Source organism: Bacillus sp. BS98, from assembly GCF_008432245.1.
GTDB classification, from domain to species: domain Bacteria; phylum Bacillota; class Bacilli; order Bacillales; family Bacillaceae_G; genus Bacillus_A; species Bacillus_A toyonensis.
In genome coordinates this window covers 4,252,096-4,278,585 of record NZ_CP043830.1, presented here as the reverse complement: position 1 = coordinate 4,278,585, position 26,490 = coordinate 4,252,096, and the positions used below count along the sequence as shown (strand labels likewise).

The window sequence follows — 26,490 nt, the reverse complement described above, 5'->3', positions numbered from 1 at the left end:
GCCATCCTCTTTTATTTTGCTTCAAATGATTTTAAGTTGTCACGACGGACTTTATCTTTTTCCGTATCTGATTTTTTGAAATCATAGTCATACAAAGCGCCTTCCCAATCACCGTACATTGGATTAGGGAAAATGATGAATTTCTCACCAAATTGTGCTTTTGAATCTGCAACTGTTTGATTGCGATCTTTTACCGATTTACCATCAAAACCAGTGAAATCAGATAAGTTATCACCGAAGAATAAGACAATATCATGTGTTTGAGAAACGAGTTCACGGCGTTTCTCTTTCCCTTTTTCTTTCGGATCTTGTAATAATATATGTTCTTTCGTTGCTTGAGGAGCACCTACGCGCTCAAGATTTTTAATAGTTGCATCTAGTTGGTTCGTTTTACGATTTGAGATGTAGTAAATATCTACACCGTTAGACTCTGTATATTTTAAGAAATCAATTGCGCCTGGAAGGGCTTCAGCTTCAGCCTTATTAATCCAATCATCCCATTTGTAAGGATAGCCTTTTCCTGTCTTTACACTCATTGCTTGATGAGGACTGTTGTCTAAAACAGTTTCATCTAAATCAAGTACGATAGCAGGTTTTTTTGCTGTCCCTTTTGCAAGAGCTGCATCCAGCTTCAATTGACCGATATTGTACCCTTGGTAGTAAAGTGCTTTCGTTTCGCCAGCTGTTTGATACCATAAATCAGCCATTAATTGCTGTTCTGTTAATTTTACTTTTTCTTCTTTGGACGCTGTTTTCTCTGTCGTTCCTGAACATGCTACAAGCGATGTAGATAGAACCGCTACAGATAATAAAGTGGTAATGCCCCTCTTCATCTTCATATGTATCCTCCTTGATGTTAGAAAATCATCTTATATTATATATTAAAATATAAAAATTTTTTATGAACATTTGCATATTGTCTTTTGTATATATAGTAGTGTGTCCTATATTAGAAAGATGAGCAAAATAATGATAGTCATTTTGACAGGTTTTATTGTCGTAATGACAATTATAATTGACAAATAAACCTTTATTATTTACAATTTTAACTAAATAGAACAAATGATGGATTAAAGGTAATGTTATATATAAGAGGATGAAGCGTAGTGCTATATTTTATCCTAAATAAACATAATCTTTGAAAGAGAGTACGAATGATAATAAAGGGGAGGCTTTATACTTTGAGTTTACAAATTCAAAACTTAACGAAACTATTTGGGGAATCAAAAGCAGTTAACGGTTTGCAAATTTCGTTACCAAAAGGTGAAGTGCTAGGATTACTTGGACGAAATGGTGCAGGGAAAACAACTACAATCAAAATGCTTCTCGGATTATTAACGCCTAATGAAGGCTCTATTACATGGGATGGAAAATCATTTGGGACTAGTGGGGTAACGATTGGTTATTTACCAGAAGAAAGAGGTTTATATACAAAAAGTAGAGTAATAGACCAGCTGCGATATTTTGGTAGATTAGAAGGAATGACGAAAAAAGAAGTAGATCTTGCCATTGACCACTGGTTAGAGCGATTAGTAATTCCAGAATACAAATTTAAAACGGCAGGAGAGCTTTCAAAAGGGAATCAGCAAAAAATTCAATTAATTGCTGCTCTTCTTCATAATCCTGAACTTCTCATCTTAGATGAACCGTTTAGCGGACTTGACCCAGTCAATGCTGGGATGTTAGCTAGCATTATTGAAGAACAAGTACAGAGCGGGAAGACAATTATTTTATCCAGTCATCGTATGGAACAAGTAGAAGCTTTTTGCCAACATGTATGTATTTTGAAAAAAGGCGAAGCAGTTGTCAAAGGACAGTTAAGTGATATTAAGAAAGAATATGGTTTCCGTAATTTAACGATTGAAGATACAGCAGAGAATGAAAAGGGATTAGAAGCTATACATGTTTCATATGAAAAACAACAAGGCCTTCTTTATATAAAAGTACAAGACGATGCAGAAGCTCTAAAGATTTTACAACAATTGCAAGAACAAGGTGTTACCTTGCGCCAATTTAAAATGTTAGAGCCGACGTTAAATGAAATCTTTGTAGAGAGGGCGAAATAACGATGCGTAAATTTTCTCATGTATTTTCATTTTATTTTAGAGAAGCGTTTTTATCTAAAAAATCATTAATTACGAGTGCTATATTATTTTTAGTTGTATTTGGGATTTTTGCATTTAATCATTTTACTTCAGGGAATGATAAAAGTAAGGATAAAGATAAAATTGCAGTTGTAACAGAAAGTTCCACATACAACGTAAAAAAAGAAGAGTTAACTAAGCTATTACCATCAGCAAAAATAACGGTTGGTTCAAAAGCAGATTTTGATAAACTGCATAAACAAGTAGAAGACGGTGAGCTGGATGGCTTGTTTCATGTAATAGAAAAGAATGGAGCTCCAGAGGTTACGTATATGTATAATGGATTTCCTAGCCAAGCAACTTCTGCAATCATGGCAAGTTATTTCAAACAACAATATACAATGGTGACAATTGCAAAGCATAATGTTTCACCAAAAATTGCACAGCAATTGCAAACTGAAATTTCAGTGAAACAAGAAGCAATAAAAGATCGCTCTTCTTCTTTCGGAATTGCCTATTTCTTTACATTTGCTTTATATATGTTTATTGTCGCGTTCGGAAATACAATTGCAATGAATATTGCATCAGAAAAGGCGTCACGTGTAATGGAAGTCATGCTGCCGAAAGTAAAACCGCTTACGATGATGTATGCGAAAATATTAGCAGTTGTTTCAACAGCTTTATTACAACTGGTCATATTAGCGTGCGGTTATCTTATTCCTTATTTGTTAGGGTGGGTCGATTTAGAAAACGCCTCATTATTTGGAATTCCAATTGACTTTACAAAATTAGATGCAAAAGTTATAAGTATGTTCCTTGTTTATTTCATTACGGGATATTTACTTTATGCGATGATGTACGCTGCAGCTGGCGCTGTTGTTTCTAAGACGGAGGATTTACAAGCTGTATCTTTCCCGATAATGATTTTAATTATGGCTGCATTCTTCATTAGTATTAAATCATTAAGTGATCCGAATAGTACTATCGTTGTTGTAAGTTCTTACGTTTCGTTCTTTACACCGATGGTTACCTTCTCACGTATTGTAGCCGGTGAAGCAGGCATGTTAGAAATTACGATAACATTAGTAGTCTTATTGGCGACGATTGGTATATTAAACGCTGTTACAAGTCGTATCTATGTAAATGGTGTAATGAATTACTCAGACAAAGTGAAATTTAAAGATTTAGCAAAATTTATTAAGCGTCAATAATGAGAGAAAAGCATGATTTTCTATTGAAATCATGCTTTTTCTTTATGTATAAATTAAAAATAGTATATAATAGTAAGAGTTGTCTTTTAATAGAATGAATACAAAGGAGGGTGTGCAGATGGGAATTAGTAGTCGTTTTACAGTAGGTGTTCATATGTTGACTTTACTTGCGATAGATCGAAACTCTCGCTGTACCTCTGAATGGATTGCTGGTAGTGTGAATACAAATCCAGTTGTGATTCGTCGCATTACAGGAATGTTGAAGAGAGCAGGACTTGTTGATGTACAAGCCGGTAAAGGTGGTACGACACTTGCTCGTGATTTAGAAGAAATTACATTACTTGATGTATATAAAGCAGTGGAAGTTGTAGAAGAAGGACATCTATTTTCCTTCCATGAAAATCCCAACATTGAATGTCCAGTAGGAGCTAATATTCAATCAGTATTAGAAATTATTTTAATGCAAGCGCAAGAAGCGATGGAAAACGTACTTGCAAATGTAACGGTAGAGCAATTAGTTACAAATTTAAAGTCTAAAATAAAAGAATAAAAAAGCGAGCTTCCTCATAATGAGGGCTCGCCTTTTTTTATTCAGAAATATTGAAAATTCTATTTTTCAGTATTTAAAATGAATTTACCTACGATAGCTGCTACGATACCACCAAGAATTGGTGCTACGATGAATACCCATAGTTGAGAAAGTGCTTCTCCACCAACAAATAAAGCTGGTGCGATACTACGAGCAGGGTTAACAGATGTTCCAGTTAAAGGAATTCCTAATAAGTGAATTAAAACTAATGTGAAACCAATTACTAGTCCCGCTAAAGAAGAACTTCCTTTTTTACCTGTTACAGCCATGATAACTAAAATAAATACGAAAGTTAAAACGAACTCAACTAAAAATGCTCCAGATAAACCAAGAGTTCCGAAACCATTTTGTCCTAAATTATCTAAAGGTGTTTTAGCAGAGCGTAAAATCGTTACTAACGTTGCAGTTCCTAATAAACCACCTAAAATTTGAGCTAATACATAATAACAAAGTTCCATAGCGTTCATTCTTTTGTTAATGAACATAGCTACCGATACTGCTGGGTTAATGTGACATCCAGAAATTGTTCCAATGCTATATGCCATAGCTACAATAGATAGACCGAAAGCCATAGCGATTCCTAATGTTCCAATTCCTTCAATTCCGCCGCCAGTGACAGCTACTCCAGTTCCGAATAATACAAGTACAAATGTACCAATAAATTCAGCGATTGCTTTTTTTAACATAATTTACCTCCTATTAATGCGCATGAAACGTATTATAACATAGGTTTTCGTATAAACAGCCAATGAAATACTATTCTGATAAGGCGAAATAGGGGGACAATAAAAAAGATATGGTTCTATGAAGAAGAACCATATCTTTTGTTATGCTGACTTTTTCTGTTTAATGACTGGAACAGAACGGTTTAAAATACTATTTGCAACCATTCCTAACATAATAATAATCATTCCAAATAGGGAAAGGCCACCAGGGAATGAACCGTTCAAGAACACAATTTCACCAAGTACTGTAAAGACCATCGTTCCAGCTTGTGTTGCTTCAACGGCACCAAGTAAAGCGAGGTTGTCTTTTGCTAAGTCAGTGGCAAAGAAAAATGTCATCGTCGCAATGACGCCGGAACATAAAGCTAACAAAAATCCTTGCAGCATTTGGCTGGATGTTGGAATACCAGTAGTAGAAAATCCGTATATACCAAGTAAAATTGTAATAGGAAGACTGCCTATTGCCATTCCTAATACACGCTGGAATGTATCAAGACGTCCCCCCACAAGTTCCATCATTTTTCGGTTGCCGAACGGATATAAAAAAGCAGCTAATACGACAGGTAAAAACCCTGAAATGAACTGAGTTATTGTAATGTGTCCAGCTGCAGTTGTTTGCATACAAATTACACCTAGTAAAATAAATAATGCTACATATAAACTACGAAGCGGAATTTTTCCGCGTACAAGTTTTGTACCTGACTTCGTTTCTATTTTTACGAAAAATAGTGGTGATAAAAGTAAACCTGCTAATATCGTAACTTGCCAAGTTCCGGCAACGAGCCAAGCCGGAGAGAAGACAGCTGCGAAACTTAATAAAGAATAGAAACCAATCCCTGCAACGGAACCCCATCCGATCCATGCGAATGGATGTTTTTTTAACTCTGCCCATAACCCACCTAAGTTTTTGCGAAATAAAACGATAAGGAATAAAATAGGGAGAGCGAATAAAAAGCGGAAGGAAGCTGTCCAAGCCCAGCTCGTTCCAGATACATTCATTGCTCTATTAATAATAAAAGTTGCAGAAAAAAAGGCTGATGATAAGAGGCCTAATAATATTGCACGCATGAAATATAACACTCCTTTTGGAAATAAATAATTATGTATAGTATAATATACTTTAAGATAATAAAAGTAAACTATTTTATACTTTAAGGTGGTTTTATAGATGAAAGAACATGAAGATATGCAAACGAAAGAAGTCATTCAGCAAGTAGGTCAGCTATTAAGACAAATTCGAAATGAACAAAAATTAAGTTTAGAAGAATTAGCCCAAAAAACAGGAGTTAGTAAATTAACATTAGGGAAAATTGAGAGAGGTGAAACGAATCCAACGTTAGCTGTCATTTGGAAAATAACGAAAGGGTTATCGATACCTTTATCGAGATTAATGGTTGTTGGAGAACCTGTAGCTGTTGCGCGCTGCGGAGAAGGATTTGCAGTAGATGTAGGACAAGCATGGCATTTAGAAACGATGTTCCGTTACACGAAAGAAACAGGGATGGAAATGCACCGTGCTTGTTTAAGAGCGAATAGTATATATGAACCGGAAGCTCATCATGAAGGTGCTATTGAGCTTGTAACGGTAATGAAAGGGAAAGTATCCATTCAAGTGGAGAATGATGTATACGAATTAAACGAGTTTGACTCCATTCAATTTGAAGCGAATAAGAAACATAGCTATAAAAATGAAGAAGATGAAGTGGCTGTATTACATTTAACGATGAAATACTCTTCATGAAAAAATCACCTATAGAATTCTATAGGTGATTTTTTATATGCTCTTCTTAAGTATAGGAAGTGATGCCATTAGTACGAACGTGGCATAAGTAATAAACAAATAAAGTAAACTAAAAATCCCGTTCCAAAACATAAAATAGCAATGACCCAAAGGATACGAATGAGAGTAGAACTAATATCAAAATATTCTCCTAAACCACCACATATACCAAATAGCATTTTATCAGTTTCGGATTTACATAATTTTTTTGACATATAACGATCAACTCCTTTTTTATATGAAGCTATATACTTCTATTCTATATGGAAATTTATGAGAAGACTATGAGGTTGTATTACATTTTTTTAGAGAAACGATCATATTAATTGTCTTAATTTTCAGCGGATATTAAACTTATAGTAAGAGGTATGAGGCGATTTTTAATAAAGGGTGGGGAAATAGAAATGACAGTATATTGGTTGACTAATGTAATGCTTGAATCAAGGTATACATATGAAGAAGGGGCAATTTCACGAACAGAAACAGAATTATGTAGTTTACTCATTGAAGATGGACGAATTAAAAAAATTATAGAAGGGATTGTTCAAGAGGAAGGGATAGTAACTCTTGATGTGAATCGCTTATTAATTTTGCCGTCTTTCGAAGAGATGCATATTCATATTGATAAAACATATTATAGTGGGCCTTGGAAAGCTTGTATGCCAGCAGACAGTATTTTTACACGTTTTAATGAGGAAGAGAAGATTTTGCCAAAGCAAGTAATAACTGCTCAAGACAGGGCGGAAAATATGCTAGAGTTACTACTTCGAAATGGTACAACGAATATTAGAACGCATTGTAATGTTGATCCAATTATTGGACTTCATAATTTGGAGGCGACGTTAGCTGCATTAGAAACATATAAAAATCGGATGTCTGGTAGAATCGTTGCTTTTCCGCAACATGGATTATTGCGCAGTAATTCTGTACAACTTGTGAAAGATGCGATGCGTATGGGTGCGAATCTAGTCGGTGGAGTGGATCCAGCTACAGTGGATAATGATATCGAAAAATCATTACATACGATTATGGATATCGCAGTAGAATTTAATGCAGATGTTGATATTCATTTGCATGATGCGAATAATCTAGGAACGTTTACGATGAAGAGGTTGGCAAGCTTAACAGAAGAAGCAGGGTGGCAAGGTCGTGTAACGATTAGTCATGCGCTTGGACTTGGTGGTGTTACTGATAAAGAAGCTGAAGAAGTGGCAGAAAGACTAGCAGCTTTAAGTATTGATATTACTTCAACGGTGCCAATTGGTAAACAAGTAATTCCAATTCCGTTATTAGATAAAAAAGGTGTTAAAGTTTCATTAGGAAATGATAGTATTACAGATCATTGGTCGCCGTTTGGAACTGGCGATATGCTTCAAAAGGCAAATCGATTAGCAGAGCGTTTTGGGTGGAGTGACGAAAGGTCTTTAGGAAAAGCACTTCGCTTTATTACGGGAGGAAAAGAAACGTTAAACAAGGAAGGGAAACGAGCTTGGCCAAATGTAGGAGATGAAGCGAGCTTTGTTTTAACGAATGCAACATGTACTGCTGAAGCGGTAGCGCGTCAAACAGAAAAGCGTTTAGTCGTGTATAAAGGGGATATTGTTGTTGGAAGTTTAAATGAGGTGGAATTAAATAATCTTGTGTAGAAGAATCGTTTAAATAATTTGAGGAGGGTTCTAATTGAGAATATAGAACTCTTCTTTTTTATTCTTACAATATATTTCGTATAGGAAAGCTAGAAGGGATGAAAAATTTGGACAATCAACATAACCAAAATCATATTATGGGAACTTTGCAATGGTTTATATTTTTATTAGCGAATTCAATCGCACTACCAATTGTCGTTGGTGGGTTATTTCATCTTACGACGGAAGAAATATTTTATTTAATGCAGCGTACGTTTTTTGTAGTTGGTATATCTTCTTTTTTACAAGGATGGATTGGACATAGACTACCAATTGCGGATGGGCCAGCTGGATCTTGGGTTGGTGTATTTACCGTACTTGCTTATGCAACGGCCGGACAGGATCAATTACATAGTACACTGCAAATTTTGGAATTAGGAATGATCATTTCCGGTGTTATTTTAATAGGATTAGGAGTAACTGGTTTTATTGGACGTATTTTATTTTTATTTACGCCGGTTGTGACAGGGACGTTTTTACTTTTATTATGTTTACAATTAAGTGGTGTATTTTTAAAAGGAATGCTAGGAATTACAGCTACTATTTCTCAAATTGATGGATTTACAGCAATAATCGCGTTTAGTATATTTCTGTTCGTTATTATACTATCTAATTTTGGAAAAGGTTTCGTTAAAAGTTATGCCGTTTTAATAGGATTAATTAGTGGGTGGATTATTTTTCTCATTGCAGGGAAAGTGACAATCCCATCTCAAGTAACTCATTTTGTGCAACTTCCACAAATATTTGCTTGGGGTCTTCCAAAGTGGAATACAGGGATGGCTGTATCGAGTTTCGTTATGGTATGTATTTTAGTTTCAAATACAGTGGCAGCTATTATAGCGATTAATCAAGCTACGATTCATAAAGCGACTATTGAACAAAAACAGTTGAACGATGGTACGTGGGTTGGAGGGATTTCACATATCATTTCGTCCGTATTTTCAACTGTAGGTGTCGTGCCGCTACCGGCGACAGCGGGATTTATACGTTTAACAAAACAAAAGTATATACGATCGTTCTTACTAGCATGTATATTACTAGTCGTAATGTCGCTGTTTCCGAGTATTATTCGTTACTTAGCATCGTTGCCATCCGCTGTCGCATCTGCAGTGTTAATGGCTTCGTTCGTACAGTTAATTGGAATTGGATTTAATAATATAAAACAAGTGCCGATGAGTGAAAGGAATATAATGATTTTAGGCGTTGCAGTATTATTTGGCAGCGGCGTTATGTTTTTACCGTCTAGAGCACTCCAATCATTGCCGTCTGTTATGCAATATATATTCGGGAATGGTTTATTTGTAGGTACAGTTGTAAGTATATTGCTAGAACAAATATGGCGTACTGGAAAGTAAGTGGATAAAAAGAGTGTCCGCACTGTATAAAAGTCTAAAATAACATAGGAAATAAAGCCCATTTTTATTCACCACCTGCACATTTCGTTCATACAATATCTTGACTAAATAAACACCCAACTTACACATACACAGCTCTGGCTTAAGCAAGGAGGGTTATACCAGTTGAAGGAAAAAGCGTATCAATCTAAACCTTTACTCACAAAGAGAGAGAGAGAAGTATTTGAATTACTGGTTCAAGATAAAACAACGAAAGAAATTGCAGGTGAACTTTTTATAAGTGAAAAGACAGTTCGCAACCACATCTCAAACGCAATGCAAAAGCTAGGGGTTAAAGGACGTTCACAAGCAGTTGTTGAGCTTCTTCGCATGGGAGAGCTCGAACTATAAGAAAGCAGCCGACTTTTATATGAAAGGTCGGCTATTTTTCTGTTTGTTTCACGTGCTATATGAATGATAAAAACGTTTCATACATAAATAGGTAATAAGGAGGGGATATGTTGAAAAGGATACTGTTAGTTTCAACAAGTGCTCATGATATGAATGGACACCCGACTGGTTTGTGGCTGGAAGAGCTCGCAGCTCCTTATCTTTTATTTAAAAAAGCTAAGTTCGATGTTGATATTGTTTCTATAAAAGGCGGAAGAGTGCCGATTGATAGAGTATCTATTCCGAATGGCATACCTCGTGAATTTAAGCATGTCGCTTCTTTATTGCAAAATACGAGGGCGATTTCAACTGTCCATTCTTCAGAGTATGATGCGGTATTATTTGGTGGTGGACACGGGGCGATTGTAGATTTTCCAGGTAATCCATATGTAGCAAATTTAATTGAGAATATGTATAACAATAACCGGATTGTAGCGGCTGTTTGTCACGGGGTAAGTTCTTTAGTTGGTGTGAAAAATAAAGATGGTTCGTTTTTTGTTGCCGGTAAGCGTATAACAGGTTATACAAACGATGAAGAAAAAGCTGTACATTTAGAAAAGCGAGTTCCATTTTTGCTAGAAAGTAAATTGAAAGAAGAAGGGGCTTTGTTTTATGTCGCTCCTAATTTTACGCCACATGTTGTAGTGGATGGTCGTTTAATTACAGGGCAAAATCTGCAGTCTAGCGTGGAAATAGGTAAGGCTATAAAAAGGGCTGTAAATAAATTATCGTCCTTTTAATTTCTGCTCATTTCTTCTTATTAATAGGAATGTCTTCTTTCCAAAAAAAAGATGGAGCAATAAAGTGAAACTTTAATTAGTGGGGGTCTTACTGCCCGGCAAATAGCGAGGTAAATATGCACTTTATATAGAAGAAACCGACTTTCGTATAGAAGGTCGGTTATTTTTCTGTCTTGCAAATTATGAAAAAAAGGAGCAAAATAAAAAAGGTCCTAGTCTATACAGGTACAAATGAAAATTTTCATACAGAAGCAGTTTAAGTGAGCGAACTTAAAGTGTGTAAAATATAATGATAAAATAAGATGATGAATGAGAAAACGGGTGATGAAGTTGAATAGAGCAATCGGTGTTATCGATTCAGGAGTTGGTGGTTTAACTGTAGCGAAGGAATTAATTCGTCAGTTGCCGAAAGAGCGTATTATATATTTAGGGGATACAGCGCGTTGCCCTTATGGTCCACGTTCTCGAGAAGAAGTGCGTCAATTTACGTGGGAAATGACGGAGCATTTACTAGATTTAAATATCAAGATGTTAGTTATTGCGTGTAATACAGCAACTGCGGTTGTATTAGAAGAAATGCAGAAACAATTACCAATTCCGGTAGTGGGAGTTATTCACCCAGGATCACGTACAGCTTTAAAAGTGACAAATACGTATCATGTTGGGATTATTGGTACGATTGGAACGGTGAAAAGTGGTGCATACGAAGAAGCGTTAAAGTCTATTAATAACCGTGTTATGGTAGAAAGTTTAGCATGTCCGCCTTTCGTCGAACTTGTAGAAAGTGGGAATTTCGAAAGTGAAATGGCGTATGAAGTTGTAAGAGAAACATTGCAACCGCTGAAAAATACCGATATTGATACACTTATTTTAGGTTGTACACATTATCCAATTTTAGGTCCTGTTATTAAAAAGGTAATGGGAGATAAAGTGCAACTAATTAGTTCTGGTGATGAAACAGCGCGTGAAGTAAGTACAATTTTATATCATAGTAAAATGTTGAATGAGGGAGAGGAACAAAGTGATCATCTCTTCTTAACAACAGGGAAAATAGGCCTATTTAAAGAAATTGCATCAAAATGGTTCGGTCAGCCGATTGAAAATGTGAAGCATATTCATTTAGAAGAATAATAATAGAATTCATATAAGTGAACCCCTGAGATATTAGGGGTTTTTTGTTTATCCCGCTATTTGCCGGGCAGTAAGACCCTGCTGATTAAAGTTTCACTTTATAAGAAGCACAGCTTGTTCTAAAACGTGAAATAGCTCGTATACATAATAGTACAAACTTAGTTTTTAGGGGGGAAAGGCATGCCTAAATCCACTTTTAAATGGGTTATTGGTGCTACGGTAAGTGCTGTTTTATTAACAGGGTGCGGCTTCATAAATCAGGAGAAAGCGACCGAACAAATTGATCCACCAAAAAAAGTTACGTATACAGATGGTGAAAAGAAAGGGACGGCTAAAAATAAACAAGGGCAAACGATAAATAGAGAAATATACTTAGTTGATAAAAATGGATATGTTGTACCGCAAACAATCGCAATGCCTACTCCGAAAGCGAATGAAGTAATACAGCAAACGCTAGAATACCTTGTGAAAGATGGGCCGGTAACTGATTTATTACCGAATGGGTTCCGTGCAGTCATTCCAGCAAATACATCGATGACTCTAGATTTGAAAAAAGATGGGACAGCAGTAATTGATTTCTCTAAAGAAATGAAAAACTATGCAAAAGAAGAAGAGCGTCAAATTGTTGAGTCAGTAGCGTGGACTTTGACTCAATTTAAAGAAATAAAACAAGTGCAGTTTCAGATAAATGGTGAAAAGTTAGCGAAGATGCCTGTCGCGGGTACACCGCTTGGAGAAGGGGTGAGTCGTGCGAATGGTATTAACTTTGATGATGAACAAGTGGCAGATGTAACAAATACAAAACCAGTTACGCTTTACTTTATGGCGCAAAATAATGATAAGCAGCAATATTATGTACCGGTAACACGCCGCGTTGTAGAGGGAAAAGAAAATGATTATGCAACCATTATAGATGAACTTGTAAAAGGACCGATTCATCAATCGCTCCTGAATGATTTTAACCCAGGAGTTAAGCTTATTACGAATCCAAAATTGCAAGACGGAAATCTTACATTAAACTTTAATGAAAATATATTTGTAAACCCAGATAAAAATATGGTTTCAAATTACGTATTGAAGTCGTTAGTTTTATCTTTGACAGAAAAGAAAGGCGTAAAAAGTGTTTCTATTGAGGTAAATGGTAAAGCAAATCTTATAGATGAAAAGGGCGGAAAGTTAATAAAACCTGTAGATCGTCCAGAAAACGTGAATACAGGTAGTTTTTAATCGTGGATAATTTGATATACTTAAGTAAGAAAGGGGAATTGCTTTTTGGGTTCCCCTTCTTTTATTGTATACATATCATACATTTAAGTTTGGCTATACTAACAAGTAGTTATGAGGAGGTTATTTTTATGCGAGTAGATGGTAGAGAGAAAACAGAATTACGCCATATACATATTCATACGAATTATTTAAAACACCCAGAAGGATCAGTATTAATTGAAGTTGGGGATACAAAGGTAATTTGCTCAGCGACAATTGAAGAGCGTGTCCCACCGTTTATGCGCGGGGAAGGAAAGGGCTGGGTAACAGCTGAATACGCGATGATTCCGCGTGCAACAGAACAACGTACAATCAGGGAGTCAAGTAAAGGGAAAGTAACTGGACGTACAATGGAAATCCAGCGTTTAATTGGACGAGCATTACGTGCGGTAGTTGACTTAGAAGCACTTGGCGAGAGAACAGTTTGGATTGACTGTGATGTTATTCAAGCAGATGGTGGAACGAGAACAGCTTCTATTACAGGTGCATATGTAGCGATGGTATTAGCGTTTGAGAAGTTATTACAAGCAGAAAAAGTATCTAAAATTCCAGTAAAAGATTATTTAGCAGCAACGTCAGTGGGAATTGTGGAAGAGCAAGGTGTTGTTTTAGATTTAAACTATGCAGAAGATTCTAAAGCGGACGTTGATATGAACGTGATTATGACTGGAAAAGGTCAGTTTGTCGAAGTGCAAGGAACTGGAGAAGAAGCGACGTTTAGCAGAACACAGTTAAATGAACTACTTGATGCTGCGGAACAAGGCATTTTCCAACTAATTGACATGCAAAAAGAAGCGTTAGGTGACATCGTATCTCATATAGAGTAGAGGTGGAAAATATGAAACAAGTTGTTGTTGCGACAAAAAATATGGGGAAAGTGCGTGAGTTTGCTGAGTTATTTGAGCGCTTTGATTTAGAAGTGAAATCATTACACGATTTTCCTCATATTGAAGAAGTCGAAGAAACTGGTGAAACGTTTGAAGAAAATGCAATCTTAAAAGCAGATAGTTTGAGTAGACAGTTGGATTCTATCGTAATTGCGGATGATTCAGGTCTGATCGTAGATGCTTTAAACGGAAAACCAGGCGTGTATTCAGCTCGGTTTGCAGGAGAGCCGAAAGACGATCAAGCGAACATGGATAAAGTGTTACAAGAATTAAATGGAATTGACTTTGAAAAACGTAAAGCGCGTTTCTACTGTGCATTAGCAGTTGCATTCCCAGAAGCGGATAAAGAACCGGTCATTGTGAATGGAACGTGTGAAGGGTACATTTTAGAACAGCGCCGCGGGGAAAACGGCTTTGGATATGATCCAATCTTTTATGTAGAAGAATATAAAAAAGCGATGGCAGAACTAAGTTCAGATGAGAAAAATGCCATTAGTCACCGCGGACGTGCTCTTCGTAAGTTAGAAGAAAAAATTCCGGAATGGTTTTTAGGAGAATGAGGGAGAGAGATTGATGAAAGCTTTAATCGTAAGCGATAGTCATAGCTCTGTGAAGGAATTACAGCAGTTAAAAGAGAAATATGAAGGGAAAGTAGATGTCATGATCCATTGTGGTGATTCGGAGTTAACGCCTGCTCATGAAGAACTGCAAGGTTTCCATGTTGTAAAAGGAAATTGTGATTATGCTAACTTTCAAGATGAAATTGTAACTGACGTAGATGGCATTCGCTTCTTAGTTGTGCATGGACATCGTCATAACGTGAAAATGACTTTACAAACGTTAGCGTACTATGCAGAAGAAGTGGGGGCACAAGTTGCATGCTTCGGACATTCTCACGTATTAGGTGCGGAATTTATTGATGGAGTTTTATTTATCAATCCCGGAAGTATTTTATTACCACGTCAGCGTGTAGAAAAGACATTTGCCTTATTAGAAATGAATGAAAAACATATAGATGTTCGCTTTGAAACATTAGACGGACAACTAGTTGAACAAGCAGTTTTTAAAAGAGGATAAGAAAAATTATCCTCTTTTAAAAAAGGTGTTGACTTTATGTATGGATATACATATAATAAATATTGTCGATAGGGCAACAGCGCTAACGAAGAAAAATAAAATAACATATGCGGGTGTAGTTTAGTGGTAAAACAAGAGCCTTCCAAGCTCTGGTCGAGAGTTCGATTCTCTTCACCCGCTCCATGTCCCAGTAGCTCAGCCGGATAGAGCATACGCCTTCTAAGCGTACGGTCGGGAGTTCGAATCTCTCCTGGGACGCTAAGAAAACCTTGTTATCTTTTGATAACAAGGTTTTTTGTTTGTCTAAAAATTGATGTATGTGCAAGAGGTGTAAAAAATATAACGTAACATATAATAATTATTATATACAACAGATTAAAGTGCATTAAGAAAAGAGCGCCATTTATGCGCTCTATTTCTCTTGTTTAATTTAAAGAATCAATAGGCTTATGATGGAACTTAAATCCATATCTATATTATCCCAATTGTTCACTTAGAGTGTTATAAAACTTTTTATCATTCTAGTACGATTGAGCACCCGTTATCGAAACTTATCCCCGACAGTGTGTTACAATTAATAGAAGCGGAAAACGAGAATCTCCAATTGACTGGACGTGTGATTGGTTGGACAGTTTAAGAAGGTTGTATAAAAAAGGGAGATGGCGCAAAGATGGCGAGAGCAAAAGAGAATGATTTAACGGAGAAATTGGCAGAAGGTCAACGGAAATATGGTGACGGCAACTTTACAATACAGAACATCGGTGATGAAACTAACCCGAATTGGACTGTCGTAAAAAATGTGAGGAAGGGATCGGCAGGCATTCGCGAAGAGGAAGATATATTAAGACTGCGATCAAAATATATAAAATAGTACGGAAATGAGCGGGCCGAGAGTTCGAATCTCTCCTGGGACGCTAAAAAAACCTTGTTATCTTTTGATAACAAGGTTTTTTGTTTAGTTATTAATAAACTTCTCAAAGACAAAACCATAATCTTTCACATTATATTGTTTCTTCGTATCAACGAGCCAGTTAAAGGCGATTTCATTCATCTCTTTAAATTGCTCTGCTAAATTTACTTGTGCATTTGAAATACGGCTAAAAGTGTTAGATGCCATATCTAGACTTTTATGTGCATACTGCAATGTAATATCGTTGTCGTATGAAATTTCTTCTATTTTAAGTAAAGCCTTATATAAATCTTTTAATTCTTCAATGTGTTTTTTATGAACATCAATTGAATAATGCTCATCTCCCATTTGAAACTTAATTTCTACATCTAAATCAATCGTTCCGGCAGTTTCAAGTGCTACGTTTTTAATTTGATATTTACTATAGCTAAAGCGGCGTAGTGTACGTTTTTTACTTGTTGCGCTTGTGCCATCTAGGTGGATTAATCCTTTGTTTGTGAAACAATATTCATCTGATTTTGATTTAATTAGAAAATAAATTTTCTCTCCATCTTCATGCATCACGTAATCATCAGCATCAACCTTATCGTAATCTTTCGGTGTAATGACAGACCCTACATCGCTTAGTCCTAATACATCTGCAGCCATTTTTTTAAACATATATAATCCCCCTTTTAAATTCTTAATTATACAAAAATATATTAACATGATTTTAACAAAATGTTTTCTTGTAAGGCGAAAATATTTGAAGGTAAGTTAAGAAAAATAACGAATATTATTTCGATCCTAAATTATTTAATAAATCCATTAGTTTGAGAGTTGATTCTCCGAAAAATTATCAAGAGAAAAAGTTAATATTGCAAGTGATTATAGAGAAATTCCATGAAAGCACCTCAAGCGATAGGAGGTGTTTTTCTAACCCTTTTGAAATCTTACAATTCTGTAAGGTAACTGTAAGGTAGTTCGATGGTAAGAAATTGCTAATCTTTTATAATGAAGGTAACAACGATAAAACGAGGAGGAAGAAATGATGAAGGGATTAGTTGTAACAGGCTTAACAGTTGCTTTTGGATTTGTAGCGTATGAGAAATTAACGTATGTAGTTGATGTTGTAAAACATTTAATCGCTTAGTAAAAAAACTACCATGAGAGGGAAAGGGAATGAGTGAATGAATGGAATGGTTATTTGGAATTATAGGTACTTGTAGTGTAGTGTTATTGTTCTTTGTCCCGAGTGGTATACTTAGTTCGACAACGAGTTTGTTTTTCTTAAGTTTGTTTGCTTGCACGATGCTTATTATTATGTTTTTAATGAAGCGAAGTAAGCCAATCTTCTATTTTAGCATGATTGTTATGGCAATTATTGTTCTCCAAATTATTACCCTTGTAATATACCCCACAATTATAAAAGCTTTCCATTAATGATGAATCCTCTGCGTCTGTTGCTGAGGATTTTTATTTGTATAATTTTGATTTTTTAATAAAGATTTAGCTGTATTGAAATATAAAAATAGAATATTTTTATATTTCAAACAAAAGGTTTTAGATTGTTGTGTTCTTATTACGCATTTGATATATTTACTTTGAAGATCATTAAAATCTAGAAAAAGAGGCGGACGTATGGATAAAAAAGAAAATACGGTCGTATTGTTTCCGCAACTATCAGAACGCTATATTGATGAAGGTTTTTTAGCACTGAAAGAGCGGGAATTCGAAGATGCATTGCGCTGCTTTGAAATATTACGCCAGTATAATGCAGAAACGGAACAAACGGAATTAGCTTCCGTTATTTGTTTGCTGGAATTAAAACGTATGGAAGAAGCGAAAGACAAATGTGAACAGCTGCTTGAAACAGGAGCTGTCTTATTTGGTGATATTCTTGAAACGTATGTGACGATTTTAGTTCAAACAAATGATTATGAAGGCGTTATTGAAACTGTTGAAAAAGTTTTGCGAACGAAAGATATAATGCCTGAGCAAAAGGAAAAATTAGCGCAACTCGCTTTATTTGCAGAAGGTATGCTAAATGAAGAAGACACGTCGCTAATTGATTCAAATTTCGAATTGGATGAATTTACTAAGGAGATTTTTGGAGAAAACTTTGGGCAAAAGCTGAGAGCGATTCAACAGATTTCGTTAAAAGACTTGGATCTTGCATTACCTGTTTTAAAGAAATTTTTAATAGACGAAAAGCAACATCCTTATTTGAAAACTTCTATTTTGTATAAAATGATAGAAAATCAAGTAGAAGAAGAGATAGAAGTAGAAAAATTTGGAAATAGGGTTAAAGTGATTCCAGCATTTACAGGTCATAATGAGGAGCAATCCGATAACATTATACATACATTATCAAGCCGATTGGAGCAAAATTATCCAGATATATTTAGTGCGATGGTTGCATATTGGAAAGAATTACAAATTAGCGTTTTCCCATTTGCACTATTAATGGATAAAGTAGAGATTTGGGCTGCTGTTTTAGAGAGAATTGGAAGAAAACGTTTCGGATTGGCTATTGATGAAGAAGAACTTATGACAGCATATAATATTGAATTAGAAGAGTTTCATATTGCCTATCAATGGTTATTGCGTGTTGAAAGAGAAGGATATTTGCCCGTATAATTATGAAAAAGAATCGTTCAGTTCTTGAAACGAGCATATTCTATGTTATAATGTAAGGGTTGCAAAAGGCAGAAATCTGCCTGTTTGTAAGAGAAGAGAAGTGTAATTCTCTTACTTAATATGTTTCATATTAGTCTCGAACAAAATATACCGTAGTTGTCTTTTAGACAACTAGTAGATTGGAACATTATATCTGAAAGCATTTGCTAGAGGATTATTTGTACATTTATTATTTCGAAAGAGAGATAATGAATATTTTGATCTATAGAGGTATGTGCATACATTATTATAGTTGGAGGGAAAGAATAAATGGCTGCAAAATGGGAAAAATTAGAAGGTAACGTAGGCGTTTTAACAATTGAAGTTGATGCTAAAGAAGTAAACAACTCTATCGACGCTGCGTTCAAAAAAGTAGTAAAAACAATCAACGTACCAGGTTTCCGTAAAGGAAAAATGCCTCGTCCGTTATTCGAACAACGCTTTGGTATCGAATCTTTATACCAAGATGCTTTAGATATCATCTTACCAAAAGCATACGGTGAAGCAATCGATGAAGCTGGTATCTTCCCAGTTGCTCATCCTGAAATCGATATTGAGAAGTTCGAAAAAAATGCTAACCTTATCTTCACTGCAAAAGTTACAGTGAAACCTGAAGTTAAATTAGGTGAGTACAAAGGTTTAGCAGTAGAAAAAGTTGAAACAACTGTAACTGACGAAGATGTAGAGAATGAAGTAAAAGCTTTACAAGAGCGTCAAGCTGAACTAGTTGTTAAAGAAGAAGGAACTATTGAAAATGGTGATACAGCTGTAATCGACTTCGAAGGTTTCGTTGATGGCGAAGCATTTGAAGGCGGAAAAGGCGAAAACTATTCTCTTGCAATCGGTTCTGGTACTTTCATCCCAGGTTTCGAAGAGCAAGTAATTGGTCTTAAATCTGGTGAGTCTAAAGACGTTGAAGTATCATTCCCAGAAGAGTACCATGCTGCTGAATTAGCTGGCAAACCAGCAACATTCAAAGTAACAATTCACGAAATCAAAACAAAAGAACTTCCTGAGTTAAACGACGAGTTCGCTAAAGAGGCTGACGAAGAAGTTGCAACTCTTGATGAATTAAAAACAAAACTTCGTACAAACTTAGAAGAAGGCAAAAAGCACGAAGCTGAGCACAAAGTACGTGACGAAGTAGTAGAATTAGCTGCTGCTAACGCTGAAATCGATATTCCAGAAGCTATGATCGACACTGAGTTAGATCGTATGGTTCGTGAATTCGAGCAACGTTTAAGCCAACAAGGTATGAACCTTGAGCTTTACTACCAATTCACAGGTACTGATGCTGACAAATTAAAAGAGCAAATGAAAGAGGATGCACAAAAACGTGTAAGAATCAATCTTGTTCTTGAAGCTATCATTGAAGCTGAAAACATCGAAGTTACTGAAGAAGAAGTAACTGCAGAAGTTGAAAAAATGGCTGAAATGTACGGTATGCCAGTAGACGCTATCAAGCAAGCTCTTGGAAGCGCAGACGCTTTATCTGAAGATCTTAAAGTGCGTAAAGCTGTAGACTTCTTAGTAGAAAACGCTGCATAATAAAATAACAAGGCGCGATTTTAATCGTGCCTTGTTTTATAAATATAGAAATATATTTATAAAACTTTTCGATGAAGAAGGAAAAGTTCCTTTATAAGTCGAATATACATATTTCAAAAGTTTTAAAAACTTTTTATTTGTACATAACTAGTCATATTATTTGTATTTCTCGCTACGTAGTGACATAATATGTATTTACATACGATACATTTATCGTGTACATACGAAGGCAAGAGGTTAGCACTTTGTAAGGGGTGTGAAAATATGTTTAAATTTAATGATGAAAAAGGGCAATTAAAATGTTCTTTCTGTGGTAAAACACAAACGCAAGTTCGAAAGTTAGTTGCAGGTCCAGGTGTTTACATTTGTGACGAGTGTATCGAGCTTTGTACTGAAATTGTACAAGAGGAGCTTGCGAAGGACGAAGAAGTAGAATTCAAAGATGTACCGAAACCGGTAGAAATTCGTGAAATCTTAGATGAGTATGTCATCGGACAAGATAACGCGAAAAAAGCACTAGCGGTAGCGGTATATAACCATTACAAACGTATTAATTCTAACAGCAAAATTGATGATGTAGAATTAGCGAAGAGTAATATTTCACTTATTGGGCCAACAGGTAGTGGTAAAACATTATTGGCACAAACATTAGCGCGTATTTTAAATGTTCCATTTGCAATCGCGGACGCAACATCTTTAACAGAAGCTGGATACGTTGGGGAAGATGTAGAAAACATTTTACTAAAACTAATTCAAGCGGCTGATTATGATGTAGAAAAAGCGGAAAAAGGAATTATTTATATTGATGAGATTGATAAAGTGGCACGTAAGTCCGAAAATCCATCAATTACACGTGATGTATCTGGTGAAGGTGTACAGCAGGCACTTCTGAAAATTTTAGAAGGTACTGTAGCAAGCGTTCCACCTCAAGGTGGTCGTAAGCATCCGCATCAAGAATTCATTCAAATTGATACAACGAATATCCTATTCATTTGTGGTGGAGCGTTTGATGGCATTGAGCCAATTATTAAACGTCGCCTTGGTGAAAAAGTAATTGGATTTGGTTCAGAGAAGAAAAATGCTGATGTAAATGAAAAGCATGTTCTATCTCACGTATTACCAGAGGACCTTTTAAGATTTGGTTTAATTCCAGAGTTTATCGGTCGTCTTCCAGTTATTGCGAACCTAGAGCCACTTGATGAAGATGCTCTTGTTGATATTTTAACGAAACCGAAAAATGCACTTGTTAAGCAATTCCAAAAACTGTTGGAGCTTGACGATGTTGAGTTAGAGTTTGAAGAAGGCGCACTGATTGAGATTGCGAAAAAAGCAATTGAACGTAAAACAGGTGCTCGTGGACTTCGTTCTATTATTGAAGGCTTAATGCTTGATGTAATGTTTGAACTTCCATCTCGCAAAGATATCGAGAAGTGTATTCTTACGAAAGAAACAGTAGCTGATAATGAGCCACCGAAATTGGTGCTACAAGACGGTACTGTACTTGATACAAAAACATCTGCATAATGCGAAAGAGAAACAGCAATTTTTATAATTGCTGTTTTTCTTTATGTTTAGCTACGTTCTTCCGCGGAAATACTAAATGATAAAACATTGCGGGAGGAAATAAATGATGAGCTGGACAAATATATTTTTACTTGTTCAACTTGTTTTTGGTGTAATTGTCGGATTATATTTTTGGCACTTACTTCGAAATCAGCGAACACAAAAAGTTTCAATTGATCGAGAATCAAAAAAAGAATTAGAACAACTTCGTAAAATGCGTGAAATTTCTCTAACAGAGCCGCTTGCGGAAAAGGTGCGCCCTACATCCTTTTTAGATATTGTAGGGCAAGAAGACGGGATTAAGTCGTTAAAAGCGGCTCTTTGTGGTCCGAATCCGCAACATGTAATCATATATGGCCCGCCAGGTGTCGGAAAGACAGCGGCAGCGCGTCTTGTATTAGAAGAGGCGAAACGAAATCCGAAATCTCCATTTCGTACGAATGCAACATTTATCGAACTTGATGCGACGACAGCTCGGTTTGATGAACGTGGTATTGCAGATCCTTTAATTGGCTCGGTTCATGATCCGATTTATCAAGGTGCTGGTGCGATGGGGCAAGCAGGTATTCCACAACCGAAAAAAGGCGCAGTAACAGATGCACATGGTGGTATTTTGTTTATTGATGAAATTGGTGAACTACATCCGATTCAAATGAACAAAATGTTAAAGGTGTTAGAAGATCGAAAAGTATTTTTAGAAAGTGCGTACTATAGTGAAGAGAATACGATGATTCCAACGTATATACATGATATTTTTCAAAAAGGTTTACCAGCAGATTTCCGCTTAGTTGGAGCGACAACACGTTCACCAGAGGAAATTCCACCTGCTATTCGGTCTCGTTGCTTAGAGGTATTTTTCCGTGAGCTAGATACAGAAGAAATTCAAAAAGTAGCGAAGAATGCAGCCGACAAAGTGGAAATGCAAATCGGTGAGAACGGTATTGAAATGATTGGTATGTATGCAAGGAATGGACGAGAAGCAATTAATCTCGTGCAAATCTCTGCTGGTATGGCGATAAATGAAGAACGTTCTTTCATTAAAGATGAAGATATAGAGTGGGTTGTTCATTCTAGTCAGCTGACACCGAAATATGAAAAACGTATTTACCCTATTCCGAGGATCGGTCTTGTAAACGGACTTGCTGTATACGGACCGAATACAGGAGCGTTATTAGAAATAGAAGTAACAGCAATCACGGCGAAAGGTAAAGGGTCGGTAAATGTTACCGGTATTGTAGAAGAGGAAAGTATTGGTAGCCAAACGAAATCAATTCGTCGTAAAAGTATGGCGAAAGGTTCTGTAGATAATGTATTAACAGTACTTCGTTCTTTAGATGTGTTGCCAGAAGGGTACGATATACATATTAATTTTCCAGGTGGTATCCCGATCGATGGTCCTTCTGCAGGGATTGCTATGGCAACGGGTGTTTACTCAGCCGTGCATCGTACATACGTGAATAATGAAGTGGCGATGACAGGTGAAATAAGTATACATGGAGAAGTGAAGCCTATTGGTGGTGTGTACGCAAAAATAAAGGCTGCGAAAAAAGCAGGAGCTAAGAAAGTCATTATTCCTGCTGAAAACATGCAACCGTTTTTGTACACAATAAAGGGAATTGAAATCATTCCTGTTCGTAAGTTAAAAGAAGTATTTGAGCTAACATTTATGCAGGAAAATATGCATCGAGAGCTTGATGTACATACTACTGTAGACGAAACAGATGCACAATCCATGTGAGAATGAATGATAATAAAATTTGCCAGACTTCGTTTAAGTTTGTATGCTTAAGCGGAGTCTTTTTTTCTTTTCATAAGGGAGAAAAAACAAGGGATTTACAATTGCTCAGAATCTCTGCAATTGCATCTAGATGTATTGTAATATAAAATAGTTGAACAGGAGTTTAATTTATTATGGAGGTGCTATGTCTAGTATGAATACGAATGAAAGAATCGTACCCCTCCTACCATTAAGAGGCGTTCTCGTATATCCAACGATGGTTCTGCATCTTGATGTAGGACGTGATAAATCGATACAGGCACTAGAGCAGGCGGCAATGGATGAAAATATCATCTTTTTAGCGATGCAAAAAGAAATGAATATCGATGATCCGAAAGAAGATGACATATATAGTGTAGGTACAGTGGCGAAAGTAAAGCAAATGTTAAAATTGCCGAACGGTACGCTTCGTGTCCTTGTAGAAGGTTTACATAGAGCAGAAGTAGTAGAGTTTATCGAAGAAGAAAATGTAGTACAAGTTTCTATTAAAACGGTAACTGAAGAAGTGGAAGATGATTTAGAAGAGAAAGCTCTTATGCGTACGTTACTGGAGCATTTCGAACAATATATTAAAGTTTCGAAAAAAGTATCAAATGAAACATTTGCAACGGTAGCTGATGTAGAAGAACCAGGAAGACTAGCTGATTTAATTGCTTCTCACTTGCCAATTAAAACGAAACAGAAACAAGAAATTTTAGAGATTGTATCTGTGAAAGAACGATTACATACACTTATTTCAATTATTCAAGATGAACAAGAGTTACTTAGTTTAGAAAAGAAAATTGGACAAAAAGTGAAACGTTCAATGGAACGCACGCAAAAAGAATATTTCTTACGTGAGCAAATGAAGGCGATTCAAACTGAACTTGGCGATAAAGAAGGTAAGGGCGGGGAAGTTGAAGAACTTCGTGAGAAAATTGAACAGTCAGGAATGCCTGAAGAAACAACGAAGGCTGCACTGAAAGAATTAGATCGTTATGAAAAGCTACCAGCAAGTTCTGCGGAGAGCGGTGTTATTCGCAATTATATTGATTGGTTATTAGCACTTCCGTGGACAGAAGCGACAGAGGATATGATTGATCTTGTTCATTCTGAAGAGATTTTAAACAAAGATCATTACGGTCTTGAAAAAGTAAAAGAGCGAGTGCTTGAATATTTAGCTGTACAAAAATTGACGAACTCATTAAAAGGACCTATCCTTTGTTTAGTAGGCCCTCCAGGGGTCGGGAAAACTTCGTTAGCTCGTTCAATTGCGACATCATTAAATCGTAATTTTGTCCGTGTATCCCTTGGTGGTGTGCGTGATGAATCTGAAATTCGTGGTCACCGTCGTACATACGTTGGAGCAATGCCGGGACGCATTATTCAAGGTATGAAAAAGGCGAAAACAGTTAATCCAGTCTTCTTATTAGATGAGATTGATAAAATGTCTAACGATTTCCGTGGTGATCCATCAGCAGCATTACTTGAAGTGTTAGATCCAGAACAAAATCATAACTTCAGTGATCATTACATTGAAGAACCATATGATCTATCGAAAGTTATGTTTGTAGCAACCGCTAATACACTTTCAAGTATTCCGGGTCCATTACTTGACCGTATGGAAATTATTTCGATTGCTGGGTATACAGAACTGGAAAAGGTGCACATTGCTCGAGAGCATTTATTGCCGAAACAATTAAAAGAGCATGGCTTGCGAAAAGGTAATTTACAAGTACGTGATGAAGCGCTTCTTGAAATTATTCGTTATTATACACGTGAGGCTGGTGTTCGTACGCTAGAGCGCCAAATTGCAAAAGTTTGTCGTAAAGCAGCGAAAATTATCGTTACAGCGGAACGTAAACGTATTGTTGTGACAGAGAAAAATATTGTAGATTTACTTGGTAAACACATATTCCGTTATGGGCAAGCAGAGAAAACGGACCAAGTCGGAATGGCAACCGGGTTAGCGTATACAGCAGCGGGCGGCGATACACTTGCAATTGAAGTGTCTGTAGCGCCAGGTAAAGGGAAATTAATTTTAACAGGGAAACTTGGGGATGTTATGAAAGAATCAGCACAAGCTGCGTTTAGCTATATTCGTTCTCGTGCCGAAGAGCTTCATATCGATCCAAATTTCCATGAGAAAAATGATATTCATATTCACGTTCCAGAAGGAGCAGTTCCAAAAGATGGACCGTCAGCGGGTATTACGATGGCAACGGCACTTATTTCTGCACTAACAGGTATTCCTGTAAGTAAAGAAGTTGGTATGACAGGTGAAATTACACTTCGTGGCCGTGTATTACCAATTGGTGGATTGAAAGAAAAAACATTAAGTGCTCATCGCGCAGGCTTAACAAAAATTATTTTGCCAGCAGAGAACGAGAAAGATTTAGATGATATTCCAGAAAGCGTAAAAGAAAATCTTACGTTTGTGCTTGCATCTCATTTAGACGAAGTATTGGAGCACGCATTAGTAGGAGTGAAACAATGAAAGTAACAAAAGCAGATATTGTAATTAGTGCTGTTAAACCAGAACAATATCCAGACAGTGATTTACCAGAAATTGCATTAGCAGGTCGTTCAAATGTCGGGAAGTCTTCCTTTATTAATAAAATTTTAAATCGTAAAAAGTTAGTACGTATTTCTTCTAAACCAGGAAAAACGCAAACGCTGAACTTTTTCTTAATCAATGAAATGATGCATTTTGTTGACGTTCCAGGTTATGGATATGCGAAAGTATCTAAAACGGAACGTGCAGCATGGGGCAAGATGATTGAAACGTACTTTACAACACGTGAGCAATTAGATGCAGCTGTATTAGTAGTAGATTTACGTCACCAACCAACAAACGATGATGTGATGATGTATGATTTCTTAAAGCATTATGAAATTCCAACAATTATTATTGCGACGAAAGCCGATAAAATTCCGAAAGGGAAATGGCAAAAGCATTTAAAAGTTGTAAAAGAAACGCTTGCTGTTGAAATTGGCGATGAAATCGTTCTATTCTCTTCTGAAACAGGACTTGGAAAAGAAGAAGCGTGGAAGGCAATTCATAAAATGACAAAAACAAAAAACGCGTGACGAATG

Annotated in this window: 26 protein-coding genes and 2 tRNA genes; 23 read left to right on the top strand and 5 right to left on the bottom strand. The window is 36.2% G+C overall.

From position 1 onward, the window contains the following. Window positions 1-11: 11 nt before the first annotated feature. The gene (locus F0362_RS22195) at window positions 12-839 is read right to left on the bottom strand and encodes a 5'-nucleotidase, lipoprotein e(P4) family (protein WP_149889964.1); all 828 of its coding nucleotides are present in this window, start codon (window positions 837-839) and stop codon (window positions 12-14) included. Between the two features lie 342 nt (window positions 840-1,181). Between F0362_RS22195 and F0362_RS22190 the strand changes: the two genes are divergently transcribed. From F0362_RS22190 to F0362_RS22180, 3 genes are all read left to right on the top strand, one after another. After that, window positions 1,182-2,066 (top strand): ABC transporter ATP-binding protein, encoded by an 885-nt coding sequence (locus F0362_RS22190; RefSeq protein WP_149889963.1) that lies wholly within the window; start codon window positions 1,182-1,184, stop codon window positions 2,064-2,066. 2 nt (window positions 2,067-2,068) lie between these two features. Then, window positions 2,069-3,295, top strand: a complete 1,227-nt coding sequence (locus F0362_RS22185) for an ABC transporter permease (protein ID WP_149889962.1) — start codon at window positions 2,069-2,071, stop codon at window positions 3,293-3,295. Window positions 3,296-3,413: 118 nt separating this feature from the next. After that, a complete protein-coding gene (locus tag F0362_RS22180) occupies window positions 3,414-3,845 on the top strand; it encodes an Rrf2 family transcriptional regulator (RefSeq protein WP_000512996.1) in 432 nt (143 codons plus the stop codon). 59 nt (window positions 3,846-3,904) lie between these two features. Here F0362_RS22180 and F0362_RS22175 read toward each other — a convergent pair whose 3' ends face one another. Beyond that, the gene (locus F0362_RS22175) at window positions 3,905-4,570 is read right to left on the bottom strand and encodes an aquaporin (RefSeq protein WP_000913214.1); all 666 of its coding nucleotides are present in this window, start codon (window positions 4,568-4,570) and stop codon (window positions 3,905-3,907) included. 141 nt (window positions 4,571-4,711) lie between these two features. Then, window positions 4,712-5,677 carry a DMT family transporter gene (locus F0362_RS22170; protein ID WP_001201643.1) on the bottom strand — a complete coding sequence of 322 codons (966 nt, stop codon included), beginning with the start codon at window positions 5,675-5,677 and terminating at the stop codon, window positions 4,712-4,714. A 100-nt stretch (window positions 5,678-5,777) separates the two neighbouring features. Between F0362_RS22170 and F0362_RS22165 the strand changes: the two genes are divergently transcribed. Beyond that, window positions 5,778-6,350 carry a helix-turn-helix domain-containing protein gene (locus tag F0362_RS22165; protein WP_000658048.1) on the top strand — a complete coding sequence of 191 codons (573 nt, stop codon included), beginning with the start codon at window positions 5,778-5,780 and terminating at the stop codon, window positions 6,348-6,350. Between the two features lie 68 nt (window positions 6,351-6,418). Here F0362_RS22165 and F0362_RS22160 read toward each other — a convergent pair whose 3' ends face one another. Beyond that, window positions 6,419-6,604, bottom strand: coding sequence for a PspC domain-containing protein (locus F0362_RS22160; protein ID WP_000038412.1), 186 nt, complete (start codon window positions 6,602-6,604; stop codon window positions 6,419-6,421). A gap of 189 nt (window positions 6,605-6,793) precedes the next feature. On the opposite strand from F0362_RS22160, the gene F0362_RS22155 reads away from it, so the two are divergent. From F0362_RS22155 to F0362_RS22100, 12 genes are all read left to right on the top strand, one after another. Then, window positions 6,794-8,035 carry an amidohydrolase family protein gene (locus F0362_RS22155; RefSeq protein ID WP_000219583.1) on the top strand — a complete coding sequence of 414 codons (1,242 nt, stop codon included), beginning with the start codon at window positions 6,794-6,796 and terminating at the stop codon, window positions 8,033-8,035. Between the two features lie 98 nt (window positions 8,036-8,133). Further along, entirely contained in the window at window positions 8,134-9,429 is a 1,296-nt protein-coding gene (locus F0362_RS22150) for a purine/pyrimidine permease (RefSeq protein ID WP_149889961.1), read from the top strand. Between the two features lie 165 nt (window positions 9,430-9,594). Next, a complete protein-coding gene (gene gerE, locus F0362_RS22145; RefSeq protein ID WP_000659484.1) occupies window positions 9,595-9,819 on the top strand; it encodes a spore germination transcription factor GerE in 225 nt (74 codons plus the stop codon). A gap of 107 nt (window positions 9,820-9,926) precedes the next feature. Continuing rightward, window positions 9,927-10,598 (top strand): type 1 glutamine amidotransferase domain-containing protein, encoded by a 672-nt coding sequence (locus tag F0362_RS22140; protein ID WP_149889960.1) that lies wholly within the window; start codon window positions 9,927-9,929, stop codon window positions 10,596-10,598. Between the two features lie 324 nt (window positions 10,599-10,922). Beyond that, window positions 10,923-11,729, top strand: coding sequence for a glutamate racemase (racE, locus tag F0362_RS22135; RefSeq protein ID WP_000773999.1), 807 nt, complete (start codon window positions 10,923-10,925; stop codon window positions 11,727-11,729). A gap of 180 nt (window positions 11,730-11,909) precedes the next feature. Beyond that, window positions 11,910-12,956: a GerMN domain-containing protein gene (locus F0362_RS22130; RefSeq protein WP_001126732.1), complete on the top strand. Its 1,047-nt coding sequence runs from the start codon at window positions 11,910-11,912 to the stop codon at window positions 12,954-12,956. A 128-nt stretch (window positions 12,957-13,084) separates the two neighbouring features. Further along, entirely contained in the window at window positions 13,085-13,822 is a 738-nt protein-coding gene (gene rph, locus F0362_RS22125; RefSeq protein WP_001261767.1) for a ribonuclease PH, read from the top strand. Between the two features lie 11 nt (window positions 13,823-13,833). Next, on the top strand, window positions 13,834-14,442 hold the full coding sequence (locus F0362_RS22120; protein ID WP_000815932.1) for an XTP/dITP diphosphatase: 609 nt from the start codon (window positions 13,834-13,836) through the stop codon (window positions 14,440-14,442). A gap of 13 nt (window positions 14,443-14,455) precedes the next feature. Next, on the top strand, window positions 14,456-14,959 hold the full coding sequence (locus F0362_RS22115) for a metallophosphoesterase (RefSeq protein ID WP_000645514.1): 504 nt from the start codon (window positions 14,456-14,458) through the stop codon (window positions 14,957-14,959). 109 nt (window positions 14,960-15,068) lie between these two features. Then, window positions 15,069-15,142: transfer RNA gene (locus tag F0362_RS22110), tRNA-Gly, on the top strand. 1 nt (window position 15,143) lies between these two features. Further along, window positions 15,144-15,217 (top strand) — tRNA-Arg (locus tag F0362_RS22105). A gap of 412 nt (window positions 15,218-15,629) precedes the next feature. After that, complete coding sequence (locus tag F0362_RS22100) at window positions 15,630-15,830, top strand: hypothetical protein (RefSeq protein ID WP_000090056.1); 201 nt, start codon at window positions 15,630-15,632, stop codon at window positions 15,828-15,830. An 84-nt stretch (window positions 15,831-15,914) separates the two neighbouring features. Here the strand turns inward: F0362_RS22100 and F0362_RS22095 are convergent, their stop codons facing one another. Continuing rightward, window positions 15,915-16,529, bottom strand: coding sequence for a PH domain-containing protein (locus F0362_RS22095; RefSeq protein WP_000473870.1), 615 nt, complete (start codon window positions 16,527-16,529; stop codon window positions 15,915-15,917). Between the two features lie 513 nt (window positions 16,530-17,042). On the opposite strand from F0362_RS22095, the gene F0362_RS22090 reads away from it, so the two are divergent. From F0362_RS22090 to ysxC, 7 genes are all read left to right on the top strand, one after another. Then, a complete protein-coding gene (locus F0362_RS22090) occupies window positions 17,043-17,291 on the top strand; it encodes a hypothetical protein (RefSeq protein WP_001983650.1) in 249 nt (82 codons plus the stop codon). A gap of 198 nt (window positions 17,292-17,489) precedes the next feature. Continuing rightward, entirely contained in the window at window positions 17,490-18,488 is a 999-nt protein-coding gene (locus F0362_RS22085) for a hypothetical protein (RefSeq protein ID WP_000358250.1), read from the top strand. Between the two features lie 309 nt (window positions 18,489-18,797). Then, complete coding sequence (gene tig, locus F0362_RS22080; RefSeq protein ID WP_000729257.1) at window positions 18,798-20,075, top strand: trigger factor; 1,278 nt, start codon at window positions 18,798-18,800, stop codon at window positions 20,073-20,075. A 264-nt stretch (window positions 20,076-20,339) separates the two neighbouring features. Continuing rightward, window positions 20,340-21,599 (top strand): ATP-dependent protease ATP-binding subunit ClpX, encoded by a 1,260-nt coding sequence (gene clpX / locus F0362_RS22075; protein WP_000472286.1) that lies wholly within the window; start codon window positions 20,340-20,342, stop codon window positions 21,597-21,599. Window positions 21,600-21,705: 106 nt separating this feature from the next. After that, on the top strand, window positions 21,706-23,376 hold the full coding sequence (lonB, locus tag F0362_RS22070) for an ATP-dependent protease LonB (RefSeq protein ID WP_149889959.1): 1,671 nt from the start codon (window positions 21,706-21,708) through the stop codon (window positions 23,374-23,376). A 184-nt stretch (window positions 23,377-23,560) separates the two neighbouring features. Beyond that, window positions 23,561-25,891, top strand: coding sequence for an endopeptidase La (gene lon, locus F0362_RS22065; RefSeq protein WP_000097313.1), 2,331 nt, complete (start codon window positions 23,561-23,563; stop codon window positions 25,889-25,891). Beyond that, a complete protein-coding gene (gene ysxC, locus F0362_RS22060; protein ID WP_000869123.1) occupies window positions 25,888-26,484 on the top strand; it encodes a ribosome biogenesis GTP-binding protein YsxC in 597 nt (198 codons plus the stop codon). Before lon ends, ysxC begins: the two co-directional genes overlap by 4 nt. The last annotated feature ends 6 nt before the right edge of the window (window positions 26,485-26,490 follow it).